Below are 16950 nucleotides of genomic sequence, written 5' to 3' on the forward strand. Positions count from 1 at the left end.
TGCCTCATCCACGCATGGCGTGGATCTACCGATGCCTCATCCACGCATGGCGTGGATCTACCGGTGCTTCATCCACGCATGGCGTGGATCTACCGATGCTTCATCCACGCATGGCGTGGATCTACCGGCGCGCCTGTTGATCGCGCGGGTGTCCGCATTCCAGTAGATCCACGCCATGCGTGGATGAACGTCCGCACACTCCGCGCATTACAGATCACGCGATTGCGGCCGTTATCGGTGCCTCTGCGCATCGAAAACAGCGCGCGCGTGACGCTGCGCACAGCCGTCCTGTGGATTGTTGGTTGCGATTCATCTTCAACGCGATGAAACACGCAGGGACAAACAGTTACGAATGAAAACACTCTAGAATCCCGCCCCCCACGTTGGTTTGCAGTACCCCACGCGCCCACAGAACGGGCGCATGTTTTTTTCTGAAACACGAGATTTCACGGATGTCCCTGAAGACCACCCCGCTGCGCAACGCGATCGTCATCGCGCTGGCTGCCAGCTGCACCACCCCCGCCTTCGCACAGGATGCGGGCGACAACACCACCAACCTCGATCGCATCGAAATCACCGGCTCGCGCATCCGCCAGGCCAGTGTCGAGACCGCCCAGCCGGTGGTCGCGCTCAACCGCGCAGACATCGAGAAGAAGGGCTACGTCAACGTCGCCGACATCCTGCAGGACGTGACCGCTGCCGGCTCGCCGAGCATGAGCCGCGCGTCCTCGCTGACCTCCTCGCGCGACTTTGGTGGCATGTATGTCAGCCTGCGCGACCTGGGCCCGGAACGCAGCCTGGTGCTCATCGACGGCCGCCGCATGGGCGTCAGCGCCGGCGGTTACTCCGACCTGGCCTCGATCCCCTCGGCCATCGTCGAGCGCGTGGAAGTGCTGACCGACGGTGCCTCGGCGCTGTACGGCTCGGACGCCATCGCCGGTGTGGTCAACATCATCACCCGCAAGAACTTCGACGGTGGCGAAGCCAGCGTCTACGTCGGCCAGTACGGTGAAGGCGACGGCCAGAAGCGCTCCTACAGCGCCACCTTCGGCAAGACCTTCGACCGCGGCTGGTTCAGCGTCGGTGCCGAGCGCACCAAGGAAGACGAAGTGATGGGCGGCGCGCGCGAGTTCAGCCGCTACGTCAACGGCCCGCGCCATCCGAACGACGGCCTCAACGGCACCACGCCGTGGGGCAGCGTCACCGTCGGCGGCAAGCCGGTGACGGTCGGCCCGGGCGGCGACCCGACCGATGCAGCCAACTTCCACACGCTGAACCCGGCCGACGGCGCCAACACCAAGACCAACATGAGCCTGCTGACCGGCCTGGAGCGCACCTCGGTGTTCGCCAACGGCGGCTTCTCGGTCAACGACAACCTGCGCATCGTCGCCGACGCGCTGTACAGCAAGCGCGAATCGAGCAAGCACCTGGCCGGCTACCCGTACTCGGTCACCGCCGCACAGGCCCGCAGCGGCGCCCGTGCCGCCCTGTCCAAGGACAGCGCGTTCAACCTGTGGGGCCAGGACGTGCTGTTCTCGCACCGCACCGAAGAACTGCTGCGCGGCACCGAGAACAACCTGGAAACCAAGCGCGGCAGCCTGGGCCTGGAAGGCAGCTTCGAGACCGGCTCGCGCTACTGGGACTGGAACGTCAACTACACCTACAACCGCAATGAAGGCGAGCGCATCGGCACGGGCAGCATGTTCCAGCCGAACGTGAACCAGGCCGTCGGCCCGTCCTTCATCAAGGATGGCGTGGCCTACTGCGGTACCACCGATGCGATCATCGCCGGCTGCGTGCCGTGGAACCCGGCCGCGCCGATGGGTTACACCGGCCCGGGCTCGCTGAGCAACCAGGACGTGCAGGACTACCTGTTCGCCCGCTTCGTGGACAAGAGCCAGACCACCACCAAGGTGGCCAGCGCCAACATCTCCGGTTCGCTGTTCACCCTGCCGGCCGGCGACGTGCTGACCGCGATGGGCTTCGAGCACCGCACCGAAGAAGCACGCTACACCCCGGACTTGATGGTGCAGAACGGCCAGATCGCCGGCACCAGCGGCAAGCCGACCCAGGGCGACTACTCGCTCAACGAGGTCTACCTGGAACTGCAGGTGCCGCTGCTGGCCGACATGGCCTTCGCCCGTGAGCTGTCGCTGGACGTGGCCGGTCGCTACTCGGACTACAACAACTTCGGCTCCACCACCAACAGCAAGTTCGGCGTGAAGTGGAAGCCGATCGACAGCCTGCTGGTGCGCGCCACCTACGGCACCGGCTTCCGTGCGCCCACCGTGGACGATCTGTACGGCGGCACCGTCAGCAGCCGTGACTCGTTCACCGATCCGTGCGACACCTCGTTCGGCACCGCCGCCACCAGCGCTGCGGTTGCTGCACGCTGCAAGGCCCTGAACGTGCCGGCCAACTTCCGCCAGCTCAACAGCGACGGCACCGTCGCCAGCAAGCCGGGCCAGCAGGCCACCACCGATTTCAGCTCGGGTTCCAACCCGGACCTGAAGCCGGAAACCGCCAAGACCTGGACCGTGGGCCTGGTCTACAGCCCGGACTTCGTGCAGGGCCTGGACGTCAGCCTGGACTGGTGGAAGATCCGCATCGACAACGCCATCGTCGGCGAGTCGGCCACCAGCATCCTGGAACAGTGCTACGTGCAGGGTTCGGATGCCGCCTGCGGCCGCTTCACCCGCGGCAGCAACGGCCAGGTCAACGGGCTGGACCGCTCGCTGGTCAACGCCGGCTACCGCGAAACCGCCGGCTATGACATCAGCGCGCGCTACCGCCTGCCGGAAACCGCGTTCGGCAAGTTCGCCGTCACCTGGAACACCACCTACACCGACTACCTGGAGCAGCGTAACGACAACGCCGCCACCACGCCGGTGGAGCAGCTGACCAGCTGGGGCGGCAACTTCCGCGTGCGCTCGACCTTCAACCTGGACTGGCAGTACGGCAACCTGGGCATCGGTTGGACCGCGCGCTACTACTCCAGCATGAAGGAGAAGTGCTCCTACATGGACGAGTGCAACATCCCGGGCTTCAGCTCGGCGTACACCGATGCCTCGCCGACCAACAAGGTGGGCTCGAACACCTTCCACGACCTGCAGGTGCGTTACAGCCTGCCGTGGGATGGCACTGTTTCGCTGGGCCTGAACAACGTGTTCGACCACCAGGGTCCGGTCATGTACAGCCAGCCGAACAGCAGCTTCGTCTACTACGGCGGCTTCGACATCGGTCGTTTCATGTACATGAAGTACCAGCAGCGCTTCTAAGCCTGCACCCGCGTTCCCGTTCCGGCCAACTCTCTCCTGGCCGGAGATGGAAGCAGAACGGCGCCCCTCGGGGCGCCGTTCTTTTTTGCCGGAACCGGGGTCGGATCCCTTCGCGATTACCGCTTCGCCGCCCGCATCGCGCGCACGTTCCCGCCAACAAACAGCACCAGCCCGGCCCAGATCACCGCAAAGCCAATCGCCTTGCCGGTGTCGAATGCCTCGTGGAAGAAGAACACGCCCAGCAGCAGCTGCAGGCTCGGCGCGATGTACTGCAGGATGCCGACCAGCGACAGCGGAATGCGCTTCACCCCGTAGGCGAAGCCGATCAGCGGCACCGCGGTGACCACGCCACCGAAGACCAGCAGCAGGTCGTTGCGCCACCCCCAACCGTGGAAGAACGCACCACCATGGCCGTTCTCGGCCCACACCGCAAACGCCAGCGCCGGCAGGAACAGGTACAGGCTTTCCACGCCCAGCCCGGCCACCGGATCCACCGACACCAGCTTGCGCAGCAGGCCGTACAGGCCGAACGAGCAGGCCAGCCCCAGCGCGATCCACGGCGGCGTGCCGGCATCGATGGTCAGCCAGGCCACGCCCACGGCGGCCATCGCCACGGCCACCCACTGCAGGCGGCGCAGGCGTTCCTTCAGCACCAGCACGCCCAGCAGCACGTTCACCAGCGGATTGATGAAGTAGCCCAGGCTGGTTTCAATCACGTGCCCGGCGTTGACCGCCCAGATGTACAGGCCCCAGTTGAAAGCGATGGTCAGGCTGGATACCGCCAGGATCGGCAGCGCGCGTGGCTGCGCGGCGATCTTCCGCCACCAGCCCAGGCGCGCACTCAGCAGCAGCCACGCCACCACCAGCACCGTTGACCAGATGATGCGGTGGGCGATGATCTGGAACGAGGGCACCTCGTTGAGCAGGTGCCAGTACACCGGCACCAGCCCCCACAGCACGAAGGTGGAGGCGGTGACCAGCAGGCCGCGGCGTTGTTCTTTCTCGTCCATGCTCATTTCTTCCAGGTCCGCGCCATGGTCAGCACCACCACGCCCAGCAGGATCACCGCCATGGCCAGGAAGTCGCGCCATCCGAAATGCTCACCGTTCAGTGCCGCACCCAGCAGCACCGCAATCACCGGGTTCACGTACGCATAGCTGCCGGCCAGCGCCGGGCGCACGTTGTGCAGCAACCAGACATAAGCGGTGAAGGCCACGATGGAACCAAAGACACACAGGTAAGCCATGGCCAGCAGGCCGCTGGTATCGGGCAGCGTGGTCGGGCGCTCGCCCACCGCCAGGCCGATCAGCACCAGCAGCACGCCGCCGCAGATCATCTGCCCGGCAGCGGTCATGAACGGGCCGGGCAGGTCCAGCCCGCGCGCCCACACCGAGCCGAAGGCCCAGCCGACCGGTGCGATCAGCAGCAGCACCAGCCCGGTCGGCGAGGCGGTCAGGCTGCTGCCGGCGTTGAGCCAGACCACGCCGATGAAGCCCACCGCGATGCCCAGCCATTCACCACGGCTGGCGTGCTGGCCGCGCAGCGCCGAGAACAACGCCATCCACAGCGGTACCGAGGCCACCGCCGTGGCCGCCAGGCCCGAGGAGACCTCGCGCTCTGCCAGCACCACCATGCCGTTGCCCAGCACCAGCATGGTCACGCCCATGATGACCAGGTTGCGCCACTGCCGCAGGGTCGGCCGCGGCATCTTCCAGAACAGGCGCAGGGCCAGGTACATCAGGCCGCCGGCAATGATGAAGCGGCTGCCGGACACCATCGTGAGCGGCAGCGCGCCACCGTGCAGGGCCTTGGCGATGCCCAGGTAGGTCGAGCCCCAGACCACGTAGACCAGCAGCAGCGCCAGCGCGACAAGGCCACCCCGGGGGGCAGCCGCAGAAGGAACAGGGGAAGCCGACATGACACACCAGCAGGCAGGGGAAAACGGATTCTAGAAGGTTCGGCCGGTGGAAATAACCCCGCTTCCGGCAGGCGCGCGGGCCTTGTGCGGCGCGGCTGAACGCGCAACATGCGACACCGCGTACGACGATCTAGCTATGGTCCCCCCTGCGCGCCGCTGTCACTCTGTGCGGTCCCCATGCCCTGCCCGCCCCTCCGGCACCCGGCGTTGACGTGGGATGCAGTACCTAGGAGGCTGGCTGGCAGCGCCCACGCGCGCCCCTGGCACCGATCTTTCCCGCATGGAAGCACCGCATCGAGGATCCTCACCCAGATGAGCACCACGTCCCAACCTGCTGTCCCCAGCACCGACGGCGCCGCGCTGCGCCGCTCGATCTCCAATACCCTCAAAGGCTCCGCCGGCAACCTGGTGGAGTGGTATGACGTCTACGTGTACTCGGTGTTCGCCGTGTACTTCGAATCGCAGTTCTTCTCGCCCGAAGACAAGAACTCCACGATGTACGTGTGGGCGATCTTCGCCGCCACCTTCCTGATGCGCCCGATCGGTGCCTGGTTCTTTGGCCGCTTCGCCGACCGCCACGGCCGTCGCCTGGCGCTCACCGTGTCGGTCACCCTGATGGCCGTCTGCTCCTTCCTCATCGCCATCACGCCCACGGCGGCCAGCATCGGCATCTGGGCGGCGATCATCCTGCTGTTCGCGCGCCTGCTGCAGGGCTTCGCCACCGGCGGCGAGTACGGCGCCAGCGCCACCTACATGTCCGAGGCTGCCATTCCCGGCCGCCGTGGCTTCCTGTCCTCGTTCCACTACGTCACTCTGGTCGGTGGCCACGTGCTGGCGCAGCTCACGCTGTTCCTGATGCTGAATTTCTGGGGCAAGCCGGAAATCTCCGAGTTCGGCTGGCGCATCGCCTTCGGCATCGGCGGCATCGCCGCGGTCGTGGTGTTCTGGCTGCGCCGCGGCATGGACGAGACGATGGAAGAATCGTCGATCGAGGCCGCGCGCGAAGGCAAGGCGAAGAAGTCCGGCTCGATGTACGAGCTGTTCGTGCACCAGTGGCGCCCGCTGCTGCTGTGCTTCCTGATCACCGCCGGCGGCACCATTGCCTTCTACACCTACTCGGTGAACGGCCCGAAGATGATCCAGAGCGCCTTCGCCGCCGATGATCCGATGACCGCCACCCTGGTCAACCTGGGCGTGCTGACGTTCCTGATGGTGCTGCAGCCGGTCGGTGGCTGGCTGTCGGACATCATCGGCCGCAAGAGCCTGCTGGTGTTCTTCGGCGTGGGCGGCGTGCTGTACAGCTGGTACCTGATCACCCAGCTGCCGCACCAGCACGATGCCACCCTCGCCTTCCTCACCTTGGCGCTGGGCTTTGTCATCCTCACCGGCTACACCTCCATCAACGCGGTGGTGAAGGCCGAACTGTTCCCCACCCACATCCGTGCACTGGGCGTGGGCCTGGGCTATGCGCTGGCCAACTCGCTGTTCGGTGGTACCGCGCCGCTGCTGTACCAGGGCGCGCTGAAGACCGGCCACGTCGACTGGTTCGCCATCTACGTCACCGCCACGATCGCGGTATCGTTGGTGGTCTATGTCTTCTTCCTCACCAACAAGGGCCCGAACTGGCTCGACGGCACCCGCAAGTAAGGGCGCTGTGTTGATGGCAGCCACCGGTGCAATGCCGGTGGCTGCTGCGTCTCCGGCGTCGCCGCTGATGTGGATCGCGGTGGTGCTGGCCGCAGCCACGGCACTGGCGTGGCTGCTGCGCCGCCCCAGCGCGCAGGCCTCATGGCCGCGCATCGGCTTCGGGGTGGCATTGCTGGTGTTCTGCGCCGCACTGGCGCTGCAGCTGGCGGTGGACCTGGGCAACGGCCACAGCTCCCTGGCGATGAGTACCCACCCGCGCGGCGGGCAACTGCACCCGATGGGCATGCGCACGATGGTGGCGTGCTATCTGGCCGCGCTTGCTGCCAGCGGCTGGGGCGCGTGGAGGCTGCTGCGCCGGCACTACCCCCTCAACGACGGGCGGCGTCGCTCTTCTCGCGGGCACCGTGGAATTCCGACGCCTTCTCCCACTGCGGCCAGCGGCGGCTGTTGGCCAGCTCGGCGCCCAGGTCGTAGACCAGCAGGGTGTCGGCAGCGTGGCCGGCCGGGTCCCAGCTCGGGGTCCAGGCATCGCAGGCCTGGTGGTAGCAGTCGGCGAAGTACTTCTCGCGCAGCGCGCGGCCGGCCTCGACGCCGCCGTCCAGCTTGTCCAGGCCTGGGCCGATGGTGATGGCCGGCACGCCCAGGCGGGCGAAGGCGAAGTGATCAGCGCGGTAGAAGAAGCCCGCTTCCAGGTTCGGGTCGGGGCTGTAGCTGCGGCCACGGGCCTTGGCCACGCGCTCCAGGTCGCCTTCCAGCGACACCCGGCCCTTGCCCCACGACGCGATGTCACGCGTCGCACCGTCCGGGCTGAACATTTCGATGTTCAGCACGGCGGCGGTCTTTTCCAGCGGCGCCAGCGGGTGCGCGGCGTAGTAGCTCGCACCCAGCAGGCCCTTCTCCTCCGCGGTCAGGGCCACGAAGTACAGGCTGCGCTGCGGCTGCGGGCCGGCCGCGAACACACGGCCCAGTTCCAGCACGGTGGCCACGCCGGTGGCGTTGTCGATGGCACCGTGGCGGATGCGGTCACCCTTGGCATCGGGCTGGCCGATACCGAAGGCATCCCAGTGCGCCGAGAAGATCACGGCCTCATCGCCATGCTCGCCACCGGGCAGCTTGGCCACCACGTTGCGGGTCACCACCTGCTCGCGCTTCAGTGCGAAATCCACGCTCAGCTTCACGTTGTCCAGCACCACCGGGCGGAAATCGGCCTGCATGGCCTTGCGCTTCTCGGCGTCGAAATCCAGGCCCGCGTCGGCGAAGATCGCCTCGGCCAGTTCGCGCTGCATCCAGCCACGCAGCGGCGTGTGCTGGGCCATCGCTTCGGCCTGGCCGCGTTCGATGTCGAACAGCGGCGAGGTGCCCGAGCTCTTCACCGTGGCCCAGCCGTAGGCCGCCGGTGCGGTCTCGTGCACGATCAGCACGCCCTCGGCACCGCGGCGTGCGGCTTCCTCGAACTTGTAGGTCCAGCGGCCGTAGTAGGTCACCGCCTTGCCGTCGAACGCGCCCGGTGCATCGGCTTCGAAATCAGCGTCGTTGATCAGCACCACGGCGATCTTGCCGTGCAGGTCCACGTCCTTGTAATCGTTCCACTGGCGCTCGGGTGCATCGATGCCGTAGCCGACGAACACCAGCGGCGCGTTGTTGATCTGCACGCGCTTGCGCGGCTGCAGGCTCTGCAGCGTCACGTCCACGCCGTTGGCCAGCGTGCGCTTGCCCTTCTTCAGCTGCAGGCTGGCCTTGGCCGGGCCTTCCAGCTGCGCACGCACCAGCGGCACCGGCTGCACCCAGCTGCCATCGGTGCCACCGGGCTGCAGGCCGTAGCTGCGGAACTGCTCGATCAGGTACTGCACGGTGCGTTCTTCGCCTGCGCTGGCCGGTGCGCGGCCCTCGAACTCGTCCGAGGCCAGCACCCGCACGTGGCGCGACAGTGCCTGCGGATCGATGCCGCCGCCGGGCAGGTCGTTGGCCGCATGGGCCAGGCCCCCGACGAAGAGGCAGGACGACAGCAGCAACACGCGCATCGGATTCACGGCAATACCACGGCAGGAAGGGGAGTCACCAGAGTGTAACGTGGTCGTGACACCACGGCGCAGCCTTGCCGGTCAGCGGCGTGCGCGGTCCAGCCAGCACGCCAGGCCCTGCGCGTTGAGCTCGATGTCCATCGCCAGCACCTCGGCCACCGCCGCCTGGTCCAGTGCGCAGCCATGCTGCTGCGCGCGTTCCAGGTACAGCGCCTGCAGCGCGGCCAGCAGGCAACGATGGCGGTCGGCGCGGCCATCGCACTGGCGGCCGATCGCCGCCATCGCATCGATCTGCTCGAACAGGTCGCCGGCCAGCTTTTCGACCTGCTGCACGCGGCCGTAGTGGGTCAGGTACATCGCCTGCGGGCCATAGCCCAGCATGCGCTGGATCGAGGCCTTCATCGCCTCCGGGTCGAACTGCACCGGCGAGGAGGTGGGGAAGATGAAGGCGCCCTGCGCGCTGTCCAGCTCGCGGTAGGAAATGCCGAACGTATCGCCGGTGAACCAGCTGCGGCTGCGTGCATCCCACACGCAGTAGTGGTGCTGCGCGTGGCCGGGGGTGTGCAGCAGCAACAGCTCGCGGCCTGCCAGGTCGATGCGGTGGCCGTCTTCGGCCACCACCACGCGGGCCTCGGCAATCGCTTCGATGCGGCCGTAGCTGCGGGCGATTTCCTCGGCGCCATAGACAGCGGTGGCACCGGCAATCAGCCGGGTCGGGTCGATCATGTGCGGTGCGCCGCGCGGGTGCAGCACGGCCTTTGCATTAGGCAGCTGCTGCATCAGCAGGCCCGCACCACCGGCATGGTCCAGGTGCACGTGGGTCAGCAGCAGCCAATCCACCGCCTCCACGCCCAGCCCGGCATCGGCCAGCGCCTGCAGCATGGCCGGCACGGACAGGCCGGTGCCGCAGTCGACGAAGGCCGCACGGCCGTTTTCGACGATGAGGTAGGCGGCGTCGAAATCGGGACGCTGGAAGCCGGTATCGATGGTGTGGATGCTGGGATCGGCGGTCATCGGCACGCACCTGGCAGGATCAGGAACAGACCCCCATGGTAGGCGCCAGCGCGGGCCCGGTTCGATGCGGCTTTGGTCGGGTAGTGCCGGCCGCCGGCCGGTTGTGGACGGGTCGGCGGCGGGTAGAGTCGACTGTCAGTCGACTTCGCGCGCAGCGCGGAATTTGGCGATGCCCGACAGGAGAGCAGTCGACCAACGGTCGACTCTACCGTTCCAGCCAGCGTGGCCGCAGCAGCAACGCCAGCACCAGCACCGCCAGGAACGCGCCGTAGGCATACAGCACGGCCAGCACCTGCGGCCAGATCGGGCCGGCACCGGGCTGCACGCGGCCGATGTGATAGCCCCTGAGCATCGAGCCGATGCTCAGGGCGAAGGCCAGCGCCAGGGTGGTGGTATCGAACAGGCGCCGCCGCGCGGTGCGCGGCTGGCGCGGGAACAGCCAGTACAGGCTGCCCAGCAGCAGGAACCAGGGCAGGAACAGCAGCAGCGACAACCAGGCCATCGCAGACTCCATGTCATCGCGCCGGGGGCGCGCGGCCATCATGCCATGGGTGGTGCGGCATGTAGAGCCGAGCCCATGCTCGGCTGCTTTTCCGTGCAGCCGAGCATGGGCTCGGCTCTACAAAGGCAAAGCCGAGCGTGGGCTCGGCTCTACAAACGCAAAGCAAAGCCGAGCATGGGCTCGGCTCTACAAGGGCGAGCCGGTCAGGCTGCTTCGCGCAGCGCTGCCAGCGCGTGCAGCACGGCATCCACTTCGGCTTCCAGCTTGAACAGCTCGCTCTGCAGCTGGTCGCCCTGCTCGGCCTGCTTGATCACGGCGATCAGCTGGCCGGCATCACGCGGCGAATCGAAGCCTTCGCTCTGGATCAGCAGCGTGCCGTCACCGGCGGTCAGCTTGAAATAGAAACGGCCGTCCTTCTCGCGGTACTGCTTGAACAGCGGCGGTGCCACGCGGGCCACGCCGGCGTCCTCGCTGGCGATGTCGCCGGCGGTGGACAGGTCGCGCAGGCCCACCGCATGGCGCAGCTCTTCCAGCAGCGGTGCCGCCAGCTGCTCGCGCAGCTGCTGGCCACGGCGCTTGAGCAGCGCTTCGATCTTTTCCGGCTCGGCCATCAGCGCGTTGTAGCGCTCGCGCAGCGGCGACAGCTCGCCATCGATGCGCTCGAACAGCTGCTGCTTGGCATCGCCCCAGCTGATGCCGGCGGCAAAGGCCTTGGCAAATTCAGCGGTCTGTTCCGGGGTGGCAAAGGCCTGGTACATCTGGAACAGCGCCGAGCCCTCGGTGTCCTTCGGCTCGCCCGGTGCGCGCGAATCGGTGAGGATCGAGAACACCAGCTTCTTCAGCTCCTCGCGCGGCACGAACAGCGGAATGGTGTTGTGGTAGCTCTTGCTCATCTTGCGGCCGTCCAGGCCGGCCAGCGTCGCCACCTGCTCGTCGATCACCACGTCCGGCAGCGGGAAGTACTCCTTGCCGTACACGTGGTTGAAGCGCTGGGCGAAATCGCGCGCCATTTCGATGTGCTGGATCTGGTCGCGGCCCACCGGCACCTGGTTGGCCTTGAAGATGAGGATGTCGGCGGCCATCAGCACCGGGTACATGAACAGGCCGGCGCTGACGCCCGCATCTTCATCCACGCCCTCTTCGCGGTTCTTGTCCACCGCCGCCTTGTAGGCATGCGCGCGGTTGAGGATGCCCTTGCTGGCGATGGCGGTGAGGAACCACATCAGCTCGGTGGTCTCGCGGATGTCGCTCTGGCGGTAGAACCACACGTGTTCCGGGTCCAGGCCACAGGCCAGCCAGCTGGCGGCGATCTCCAGGGTCGCGCGCTGGGTGCGCTGCGGGTCCTGCGATTTGATCAGGCTGTGCAGGTCGGCCAGGAAGAAGAAGCTCTCGATGTCCGGGGCGCGACTGGCGGCAATGGCCGGACGGATGGCGCCAACGTAGTTGCCCAGGTGGGGCGTGCCGGAGGGGGTGATACCGGTAAGGACTCGGGTCGTCATGACTGCGTGGGGGTAACCTTCGATGAACGGGGCCAGTTTACCGCGCCCGTGACCAACCCCGTCAGGGCCTGCGGCGCGTTTGTTCACCCAACCCCGCTGGAGACGCCCGATGAAACGCCTGCTGCCCCTGCTGCTGATCCTGCCCCTGGCCGGCTTCCGCCCGGCCCCGCTGCCGCCGCCGATCGCCCAGGACGGCCCGGTCCGCATGACCCTGGTCGACCGCGACCGCGGCACCGAACTGCGCAGCTACCCGGCCGACGGCCAACGCTGGGTGGCCGGCGATCGTGGCCATCGCTATGCGGTGCGCCTGTACAACGACAGCCCGCGCCGGGTGCTGGTGGTGTTGTCGGTGGATGGCATCAATGCCATTTCCGGCGAGGAGGCCAACCCCTCGCAGACCGGCTACGTGCTCAACCCCGGCCAGCGCGCGGACATCACCGGCTGGCGCAAGAGCCAGGACGAGGTGGCCCAGTTCGTGTTCAGCAGCCCTGGCAACAGCTATGCCAGCCGTACCGGGCGGCCGGACAACGTGGGCGTGATCGGTATCGCGGTGTTCAACGAGCGCACCCAGTGGCGGCCGGAGCCGCGCCCCATCCTGCGCCGGCCGGCGTCGCCCGCACCCATGGCTGAAGCCTCCGCAGCCGCCGACAGCAGTGCCAGCGCCAGCCGTGCCGAAGGCTACGCGGCCAGGTCGCAGACACCAGCGCTGGGCACCGGCCACGGCGACCGCGAGACCTCGCAGGTGCGCGACACCACCTTCGACCGCGCCAGCCGCGATCCGTCCTATGTGAGCGAACTGCGCTACGACAGCGCACGCAACCTGCGCGCACGCGGCATCGTGCTGGATTCGCCCTCGCGCCTGCCGCGCGAGCCGCAGGCCTTCCCCAACCGCTACGTGCCCGACCCGCCCTCGCGCTGAGGCAGACAGCACGACGCCCGCACCATCACGGTACGGGCGCCGGGCTGTGGGGGCGCGCTGTGGGGGAAGCGCGACGGACCTTTACTTGAAGTCCGGATAATCCTTGCGGACGCTGTCGGAGAACTCGTGCACTTCCTTCTCCGCGCGGTCCTTGGCCCAGCCATAGCGTTCCTGCAGACGGCCGGCCAGATACTCGGCGTTGCCCTCGGCCACATCGAAATCGTCGTTGGTCAGATCGCCCCACTTGGCCTGTGCCTTGCCCTTGAGCTGCGACCACTTGCCGGAAATGATGTCTTTGTTCATTGCTGGAACCCTTGGTTGCAACGGCGTTCTTACCGTGGTTCCAGCTTCGCGCATCGGCTGTTGGCCAGCGGTCAACCCGCAATGAAAAGCGTGCTCACCTGCTTGAATGGTTCACTCCGCCTGCACCCTGGAAAGCGCGCACAAAAAAGGCCGGGACAATATCCCGGCCTCTTTTATTGGGCACCACCCCGGGCTCAGTTGCCCTTGGCGGCATCCTCAACCGACTGGCCTGCCTTCTGCACATCCTTGCCGGCGCCGGCAACGGTGTTGCAGCCAGCCAGCATGGCCACCGAGAACATCGACAACAGCATCAGGGCAACTACACGCTTCATGGTCTTCTCCTGGGGTTCGCCACTACATGGTTTTCATCGCGCTTGGCCATTCCCGCAGTGGAGTGGCCTTGCGTGAAGTGCAATCTGGCGTCTGCCGCGTGCAGCGAGTGTGAACAGGCTTCCAGGCCGTTCAGGTGCAGGCCGCTGACGCTCAGTCGCGCATCAGCGTGGACTTGCCGAACAGGCTTTCCACCAGGTCCACGGCCAGCTCGGCGGTCGCGTTCTGCTTGTCCAGCAGCGGGTTCAATTCAACGATGTCCAACGAGCCCATGCGGCCGCTGTCGGCAATCATCTCCATCACCAGCTGCGCCTCGCGGTAGTTCACCCCGCCCGGCACCGTGGTGCCCACGCCCGGGGCAATGCTCGGGTCGAGGAAATCCACATCGAAGCTGACGTGCAGGTGGGTGTTCTCGTCGATGCCGGCCAGCGCCGCTTCCACGGTGCGCTTCATGCCGTTCTCGTCGATGTAGCGCATGTCGTACACATCGACCTTGTGGGTCTTGATCAGGCGCTTTTCGTCCGGGTCCACCGAGCGGATGCCGATCTGGTGCATCTGCGCCGGGGTGATGGCCGGGCTGCTGCCGCCCAGCTGGGTCAGCGCGTCCGGGCCGAGCCCGCACAGGCAGGCCACCGGCATGCCGTGGATGTTGCCCGACGGGGTGACATCGCTGGTGTTGAAATCCGAATGTGCATCCAGCCACAGCACGCGCAGGGTCTTGCCCTGTTCGCGGCACCAGCGGGCCACGGCAGTAATCGAACCGATGCCCAGGCAATGGTCGCCGCCCAGCATGATCGGCATGCGCCCGGCCTGCAGTTCAGCGTAGCTGGCGTCCATCAGCGCGCGGTTCCAGGCCACCACCTCGTCCAGGTGGCGGTAGCCCTGCACCGGCGTGGTCCACGGGTTGCGCGGGCCGTCCAGGTTGCCCAGGTCGCGCACGTCCACGCCGCGCGCCTCCAGCGCCTCCGGCAGGCCAGCCACGCGCAGGGCTTCCGGGCCAAGCCGTGCACCGCGATGGCCCGCGCCCACGTCGGTGGGCACGCCGATGAGGGTTACGGAAATGGGATGGGCCATGGGTGCCTCCTGCAGGCGAAAAAGAAGCACAGTCTAGCCAGAGGCATGTGACACCACTCGCGGCGGTGCAGCAGGGCAACGGCAATCAGCGGCGCCGCACCGGCGTCACGCTCTGCACTTCACCGCTGTTGCGCAGCATGCACAGGAAGCGGCCATCGGGGTAATCGATGATCAGTTCCTGGTAATCGCTGCCCACCGGCACCTGGGTCACCAGCGTGCCCTGTGCGCCCTTGCGCGTGTTGCAGGCCCCCAGCGCATTGCCACCGCTGGGCGCGCTGTATGCGGCGCGCGAGGTGTTGCGGAACACCGCGCGGCACCCGCCATTCACCCACACCGCGTGCCGCGACAGGCCCCAGTTCTGGCCCTGCTCGCAGCGCGTGCGGCTGATCTGGCGGGCAACTTCCACGTTGCCGCGCGTGTCCATCCCGCACGACACCTGGCGCTGGTCGGTGGACTCGCAAGTGACCTCACTCGGCAGCGCCGCCCCCTCATCGTCATCGTGGTGGTGGCGGTCGTGCCGCTCCGTCGCGGCCGGTGCACCGCTGCCGCTGACCTGGCAGATGCCGTTGGCGCCGCCACGGCCGGTGTAACTGATCTGCGGCGTGCCGTCGTCACCGCTGGTGATCGACAGGGTCACGCCGCTCTGCGCATCACGCGCTTCGAAATAGCGGTCGTTGAAGCGCTTCAGCGCCGCCTCCCGCCCCTGCACGTAGACCGGGCCGCCCTCGTCGGCGTGCACATCCAGGCCACCGGGGCAGCTTGCGTTGAAGAACGGCACGGCGGCCATGGCCGGGGCCGCGAAGGCGGCGCACAACAGTGCAGCGGTAAGGGAAACAGCGTGGCGACGCATGATGGATTCCCAAGGCGGCCCGGATGGGCGGATGGCGACAGTATGCGTCGGGAGGGGCGTGGCTGTTCGTGAGGAATATCAAGACCTCGATCGGCCATCACGGGGCCGGGGCGTCACGGGCCGGCGCTATCATCCGGGCACCCCAAGGACGACCGGACCACCCGCATGGCCACCCCCAGCTTCGCCCCCGCCCAGCAGACCCTGCTTGAGCTGCAGCAGCGCATCCACGCCTTCAGCCTGGACACCGCCAGCGAGTACGCGCTGGATATCGACGATCCGGCCGGGCCGTTGTGGCTGGCGCTGCAGACACGGCTGACCGTGGCACCGCTGTACGGTGGCCTGCACGTGGAATTTTTCGGCAACCCGTGGGACGAACCGTTCGAATGGACGCTGGCCTGCCTGTCGGATCCGGGTGTGGCCGCTGCGGTCATGTCGCTGCGCTTCACCGGCGGGGATGAAGGCGCCAACGGCACCCGCGAATGGGCGTTCACCTCCCTGCTGGACAGCAACGTGCAGTTCCCACGCCTGCGTTCGCTGGTGATCAGCCCCACCGCGCCGGAGCACCACAACACCTCGCTGATCCAGCGCGCGGGCTCGATCATGGAAGAGGCGGGCGAGATCGCCCGCTTCGCCAGCCGTGCCCCGCACCTGACCGAACTGGTGGTGCCCAACGCGCCGGATGCCCGCTTCTTCGATGTGCCGCTGCCCCACCTAAACGTGCTGCAGATTGGCGGCGGCTACGACACCCAGCACTTCATCGAGCACCTGGCCGCATCGCGCACCCTGCCGGCACTGGGCCTGCTGGATTTCAGCGAATCCACCGAACTGCAGTTCACCTGGGCCGATGCGCGGCAGGCCGATGCGGTGACACCGTTTGCCGCCTACGAACGGCTGTTCGCCAGTGACGCGTTTGCAGCGGTGCATACCTTCCGCCTGCGCAACAGTGCGCTCAGCGTGGCGCAGTTGCAGACGCTTCACGCCCTGCGGCCGGGGTTGCAGTTCATGGTCATCCAGGCGGGCATGGGCGGTTACGTCAGCCATTTCGAGAAGAACGTGTTCCCGTGGGCGCATCTGGTGCCGGGCGATACCGGGCAGCGGTAGCGGTCTGCTTGGCACCGCACTGAGGGTGTGCATGGCCTGGTGCGGCTGTTAAGCCAGCTTTGCAATGCATGTGAGGCGTGGCTTCAAGCGTTGCGATGTAGTCGATTGCGTCAGCACATCTCGAACACGCTCGCGCACCTTGTCGCTTTTGCCATTTGATCCGGAAAAACAGGCCAATCGCGATAATTCATTTTTCCTTTCGGAAACAGCGGATTCATCCGAACAATTGATTGGCACGTCACGACTTTGCGTGCCCAAGATGAATTGCCACCCGCATCGGGTGGCCGGGACTTCCAAACCCGTGTTGTGATGAAGCAAGTTTGCGCTTGTCAGCCGACGTCGCCTGTATGTGGCGGCGTCGGCTGGCAATCCGTCTGCGGCTGTATGGCGGGCGGTGCGTGGGGGTCTCGTACCCGCCGGCTCATCATTCCCGGTTTTGGAAGCCACGCATCGTCCGCCACCCTCAGCCGGTGGCATCTCCGTTACTGCCGAGG

General features: G+C 66.9%; 15 protein-coding genes and 1 pseudogene. 6 read left to right on the plus strand and 10 right to left on the minus strand.

Annotation, left to right across the window (positions count from 1 at the left end):
- Both IAE41_RS22535 and IAE41_RS10505 read left to right on the plus strand, forming a co-directional pair.
- Nucleotides 1–327, plus strand: a 327-nt coding sequence (locus IAE41_RS22535) for a hypothetical protein (protein ID WP_234458426.1), incomplete at its 5' end; no start/stop codon positions are given.
- 125 nt (nt 328–452) lie between these two features.
- Entirely contained in the window at nt 453–3278 is a 2826-nt protein-coding gene (locus IAE41_RS10505) for a TonB-dependent receptor (RefSeq protein ID WP_108758399.1), read from the plus strand.
- Nucleotides 3279–3394: 116 nt separating this feature from the next.
- On the opposite strand, the gene rarD is transcribed toward IAE41_RS10505, so the two are convergent.
- Nucleotides 3395–4294, minus strand: a complete 900-nt coding sequence (gene rarD, locus IAE41_RS10510) for an EamA family transporter RarD (RefSeq protein ID WP_200733077.1) — start codon at nt 4292–4294, stop codon at nt 3395–3397.
- Nucleotides 4291–5196: a drug/metabolite exporter YedA gene (gene yedA, locus IAE41_RS10515; RefSeq protein ID WP_200733078.1), complete on the minus strand. Its 906-nt coding sequence runs from the start codon at nt 5194–5196 to the stop codon at nt 4291–4293. Before yedA ends, rarD begins: the two co-directional genes overlap by 4 nt.
- A 312-nt stretch (nt 5197–5508) precedes the next feature.
- Between yedA and IAE41_RS10520 the strand changes: the two genes are divergently transcribed.
- Both IAE41_RS10520 and IAE41_RS22540 read left to right on the plus strand, forming a co-directional pair.
- The gene (locus tag IAE41_RS10520) at nt 5509–6843 is read left to right on the plus strand and encodes an MFS transporter (RefSeq protein ID WP_200733079.1); all 1335 of its coding nucleotides are present in this window, start codon (nt 5509–5511) and stop codon (nt 6841–6843) included.
- 67 nt (nt 6844–6910) lie between these two features.
- Nucleotides 6911–7201, plus strand: a pseudogene (locus tag IAE41_RS22540) (hypothetical protein); the annotation flags it as partial.
- A gap of 10 nt (nt 7202–7211) precedes the next feature.
- Here IAE41_RS22540 and IAE41_RS10525 read toward each other — a convergent pair.
- From IAE41_RS10525 to IAE41_RS10540, 4 genes are all read right to left on the minus strand, one after another.
- Nucleotides 7212–8864, minus strand: coding sequence for a M28 family metallopeptidase (locus IAE41_RS10525; protein WP_200733105.1), 1653 nt, complete (start codon nt 8862–8864; stop codon nt 7212–7214).
- 81 nt (nt 8865–8945) lie between these two features.
- The gene (locus IAE41_RS10530) at nt 8946–9878 is read right to left on the minus strand and encodes an MBL fold metallo-hydrolase (RefSeq protein WP_200733080.1); all 933 of its coding nucleotides are present in this window, start codon (nt 9876–9878) and stop codon (nt 8946–8948) included.
- 205 nt (nt 9879–10083) lie between these two features.
- Nucleotides 10084–10380 (minus strand): hypothetical protein, encoded by a 297-nt coding sequence (locus IAE41_RS10535; protein WP_200733081.1) that lies wholly within the window; start codon nt 10378–10380, stop codon nt 10084–10086.
- Between the two features lie 203 nt (nt 10381–10583).
- Nucleotides 10584–11879: a tryptophan--tRNA ligase gene (locus IAE41_RS10540; RefSeq protein ID WP_200733082.1), complete on the minus strand. Its 1296-nt coding sequence runs from the start codon at nt 11877–11879 to the stop codon at nt 10584–10586.
- Between the two features lie 109 nt (nt 11880–11988).
- Here IAE41_RS10540 and IAE41_RS10545 point away from each other — a divergent pair, with 109 nt between their 5' ends.
- The gene (locus IAE41_RS10545) at nt 11989–12798 is read left to right on the plus strand and encodes a hypothetical protein (RefSeq protein ID WP_200733083.1); all 810 of its coding nucleotides are present in this window, start codon (nt 11989–11991) and stop codon (nt 12796–12798) included.
- A gap of 81 nt (nt 12799–12879) precedes the next feature.
- Here the strand turns inward: IAE41_RS10545 and IAE41_RS10550 are convergent, their stop codons facing one another.
- The 4 genes from IAE41_RS10550 to IAE41_RS10565 all read right to left on the minus strand — a co-directional run bounded on the left by IAE41_RS10550 (nt 12880) and on the right by IAE41_RS10565 (nt 15355).
- A complete protein-coding gene (locus IAE41_RS10550; protein ID WP_079224919.1) occupies nt 12880–13101 on the minus strand; it encodes a CsbD family protein in 222 nt (73 codons plus the stop codon).
- A gap of 194 nt (nt 13102–13295) precedes the next feature.
- Nucleotides 13296–13433: an entericidin A/B family lipoprotein gene (locus tag IAE41_RS10555; protein ID WP_079224917.1), complete on the minus strand. Its 138-nt coding sequence runs from the start codon at nt 13431–13433 to the stop codon at nt 13296–13298.
- Nucleotides 13434–13584: 151 nt separating this feature from the next.
- The gene (gene rocF / locus IAE41_RS10560) at nt 13585–14505 is read right to left on the minus strand and encodes an arginase (protein WP_079224915.1); all 921 of its coding nucleotides are present in this window, start codon (nt 14503–14505) and stop codon (nt 13585–13587) included.
- An 85-nt stretch (nt 14506–14590) separates the two neighbouring features.
- The gene (locus tag IAE41_RS10565; RefSeq protein ID WP_200733084.1) at nt 14591–15355 is read right to left on the minus strand and encodes a DUF3011 domain-containing protein; all 765 of its coding nucleotides are present in this window, start codon (nt 15353–15355) and stop codon (nt 14591–14593) included.
- Between the two features lie 165 nt (nt 15356–15520).
- Here IAE41_RS10565 and IAE41_RS10570 point away from each other — a divergent pair, with 165 nt between their 5' ends.
- Nucleotides 15521–16456 (plus strand): hypothetical protein, encoded by a 936-nt coding sequence (locus IAE41_RS10570; protein ID WP_200733085.1) that lies wholly within the window; start codon nt 15521–15523, stop codon nt 16454–16456.
- Nucleotides 16457–16950: the final 494 nt, after the last annotated feature.

Source organism: Stenotrophomonas sp. S39 (assembly GCF_016624665.1).
Lineage (GTDB): Bacteria > Pseudomonadota > Gammaproteobacteria > Xanthomonadales > Xanthomonadaceae > Stenotrophomonas.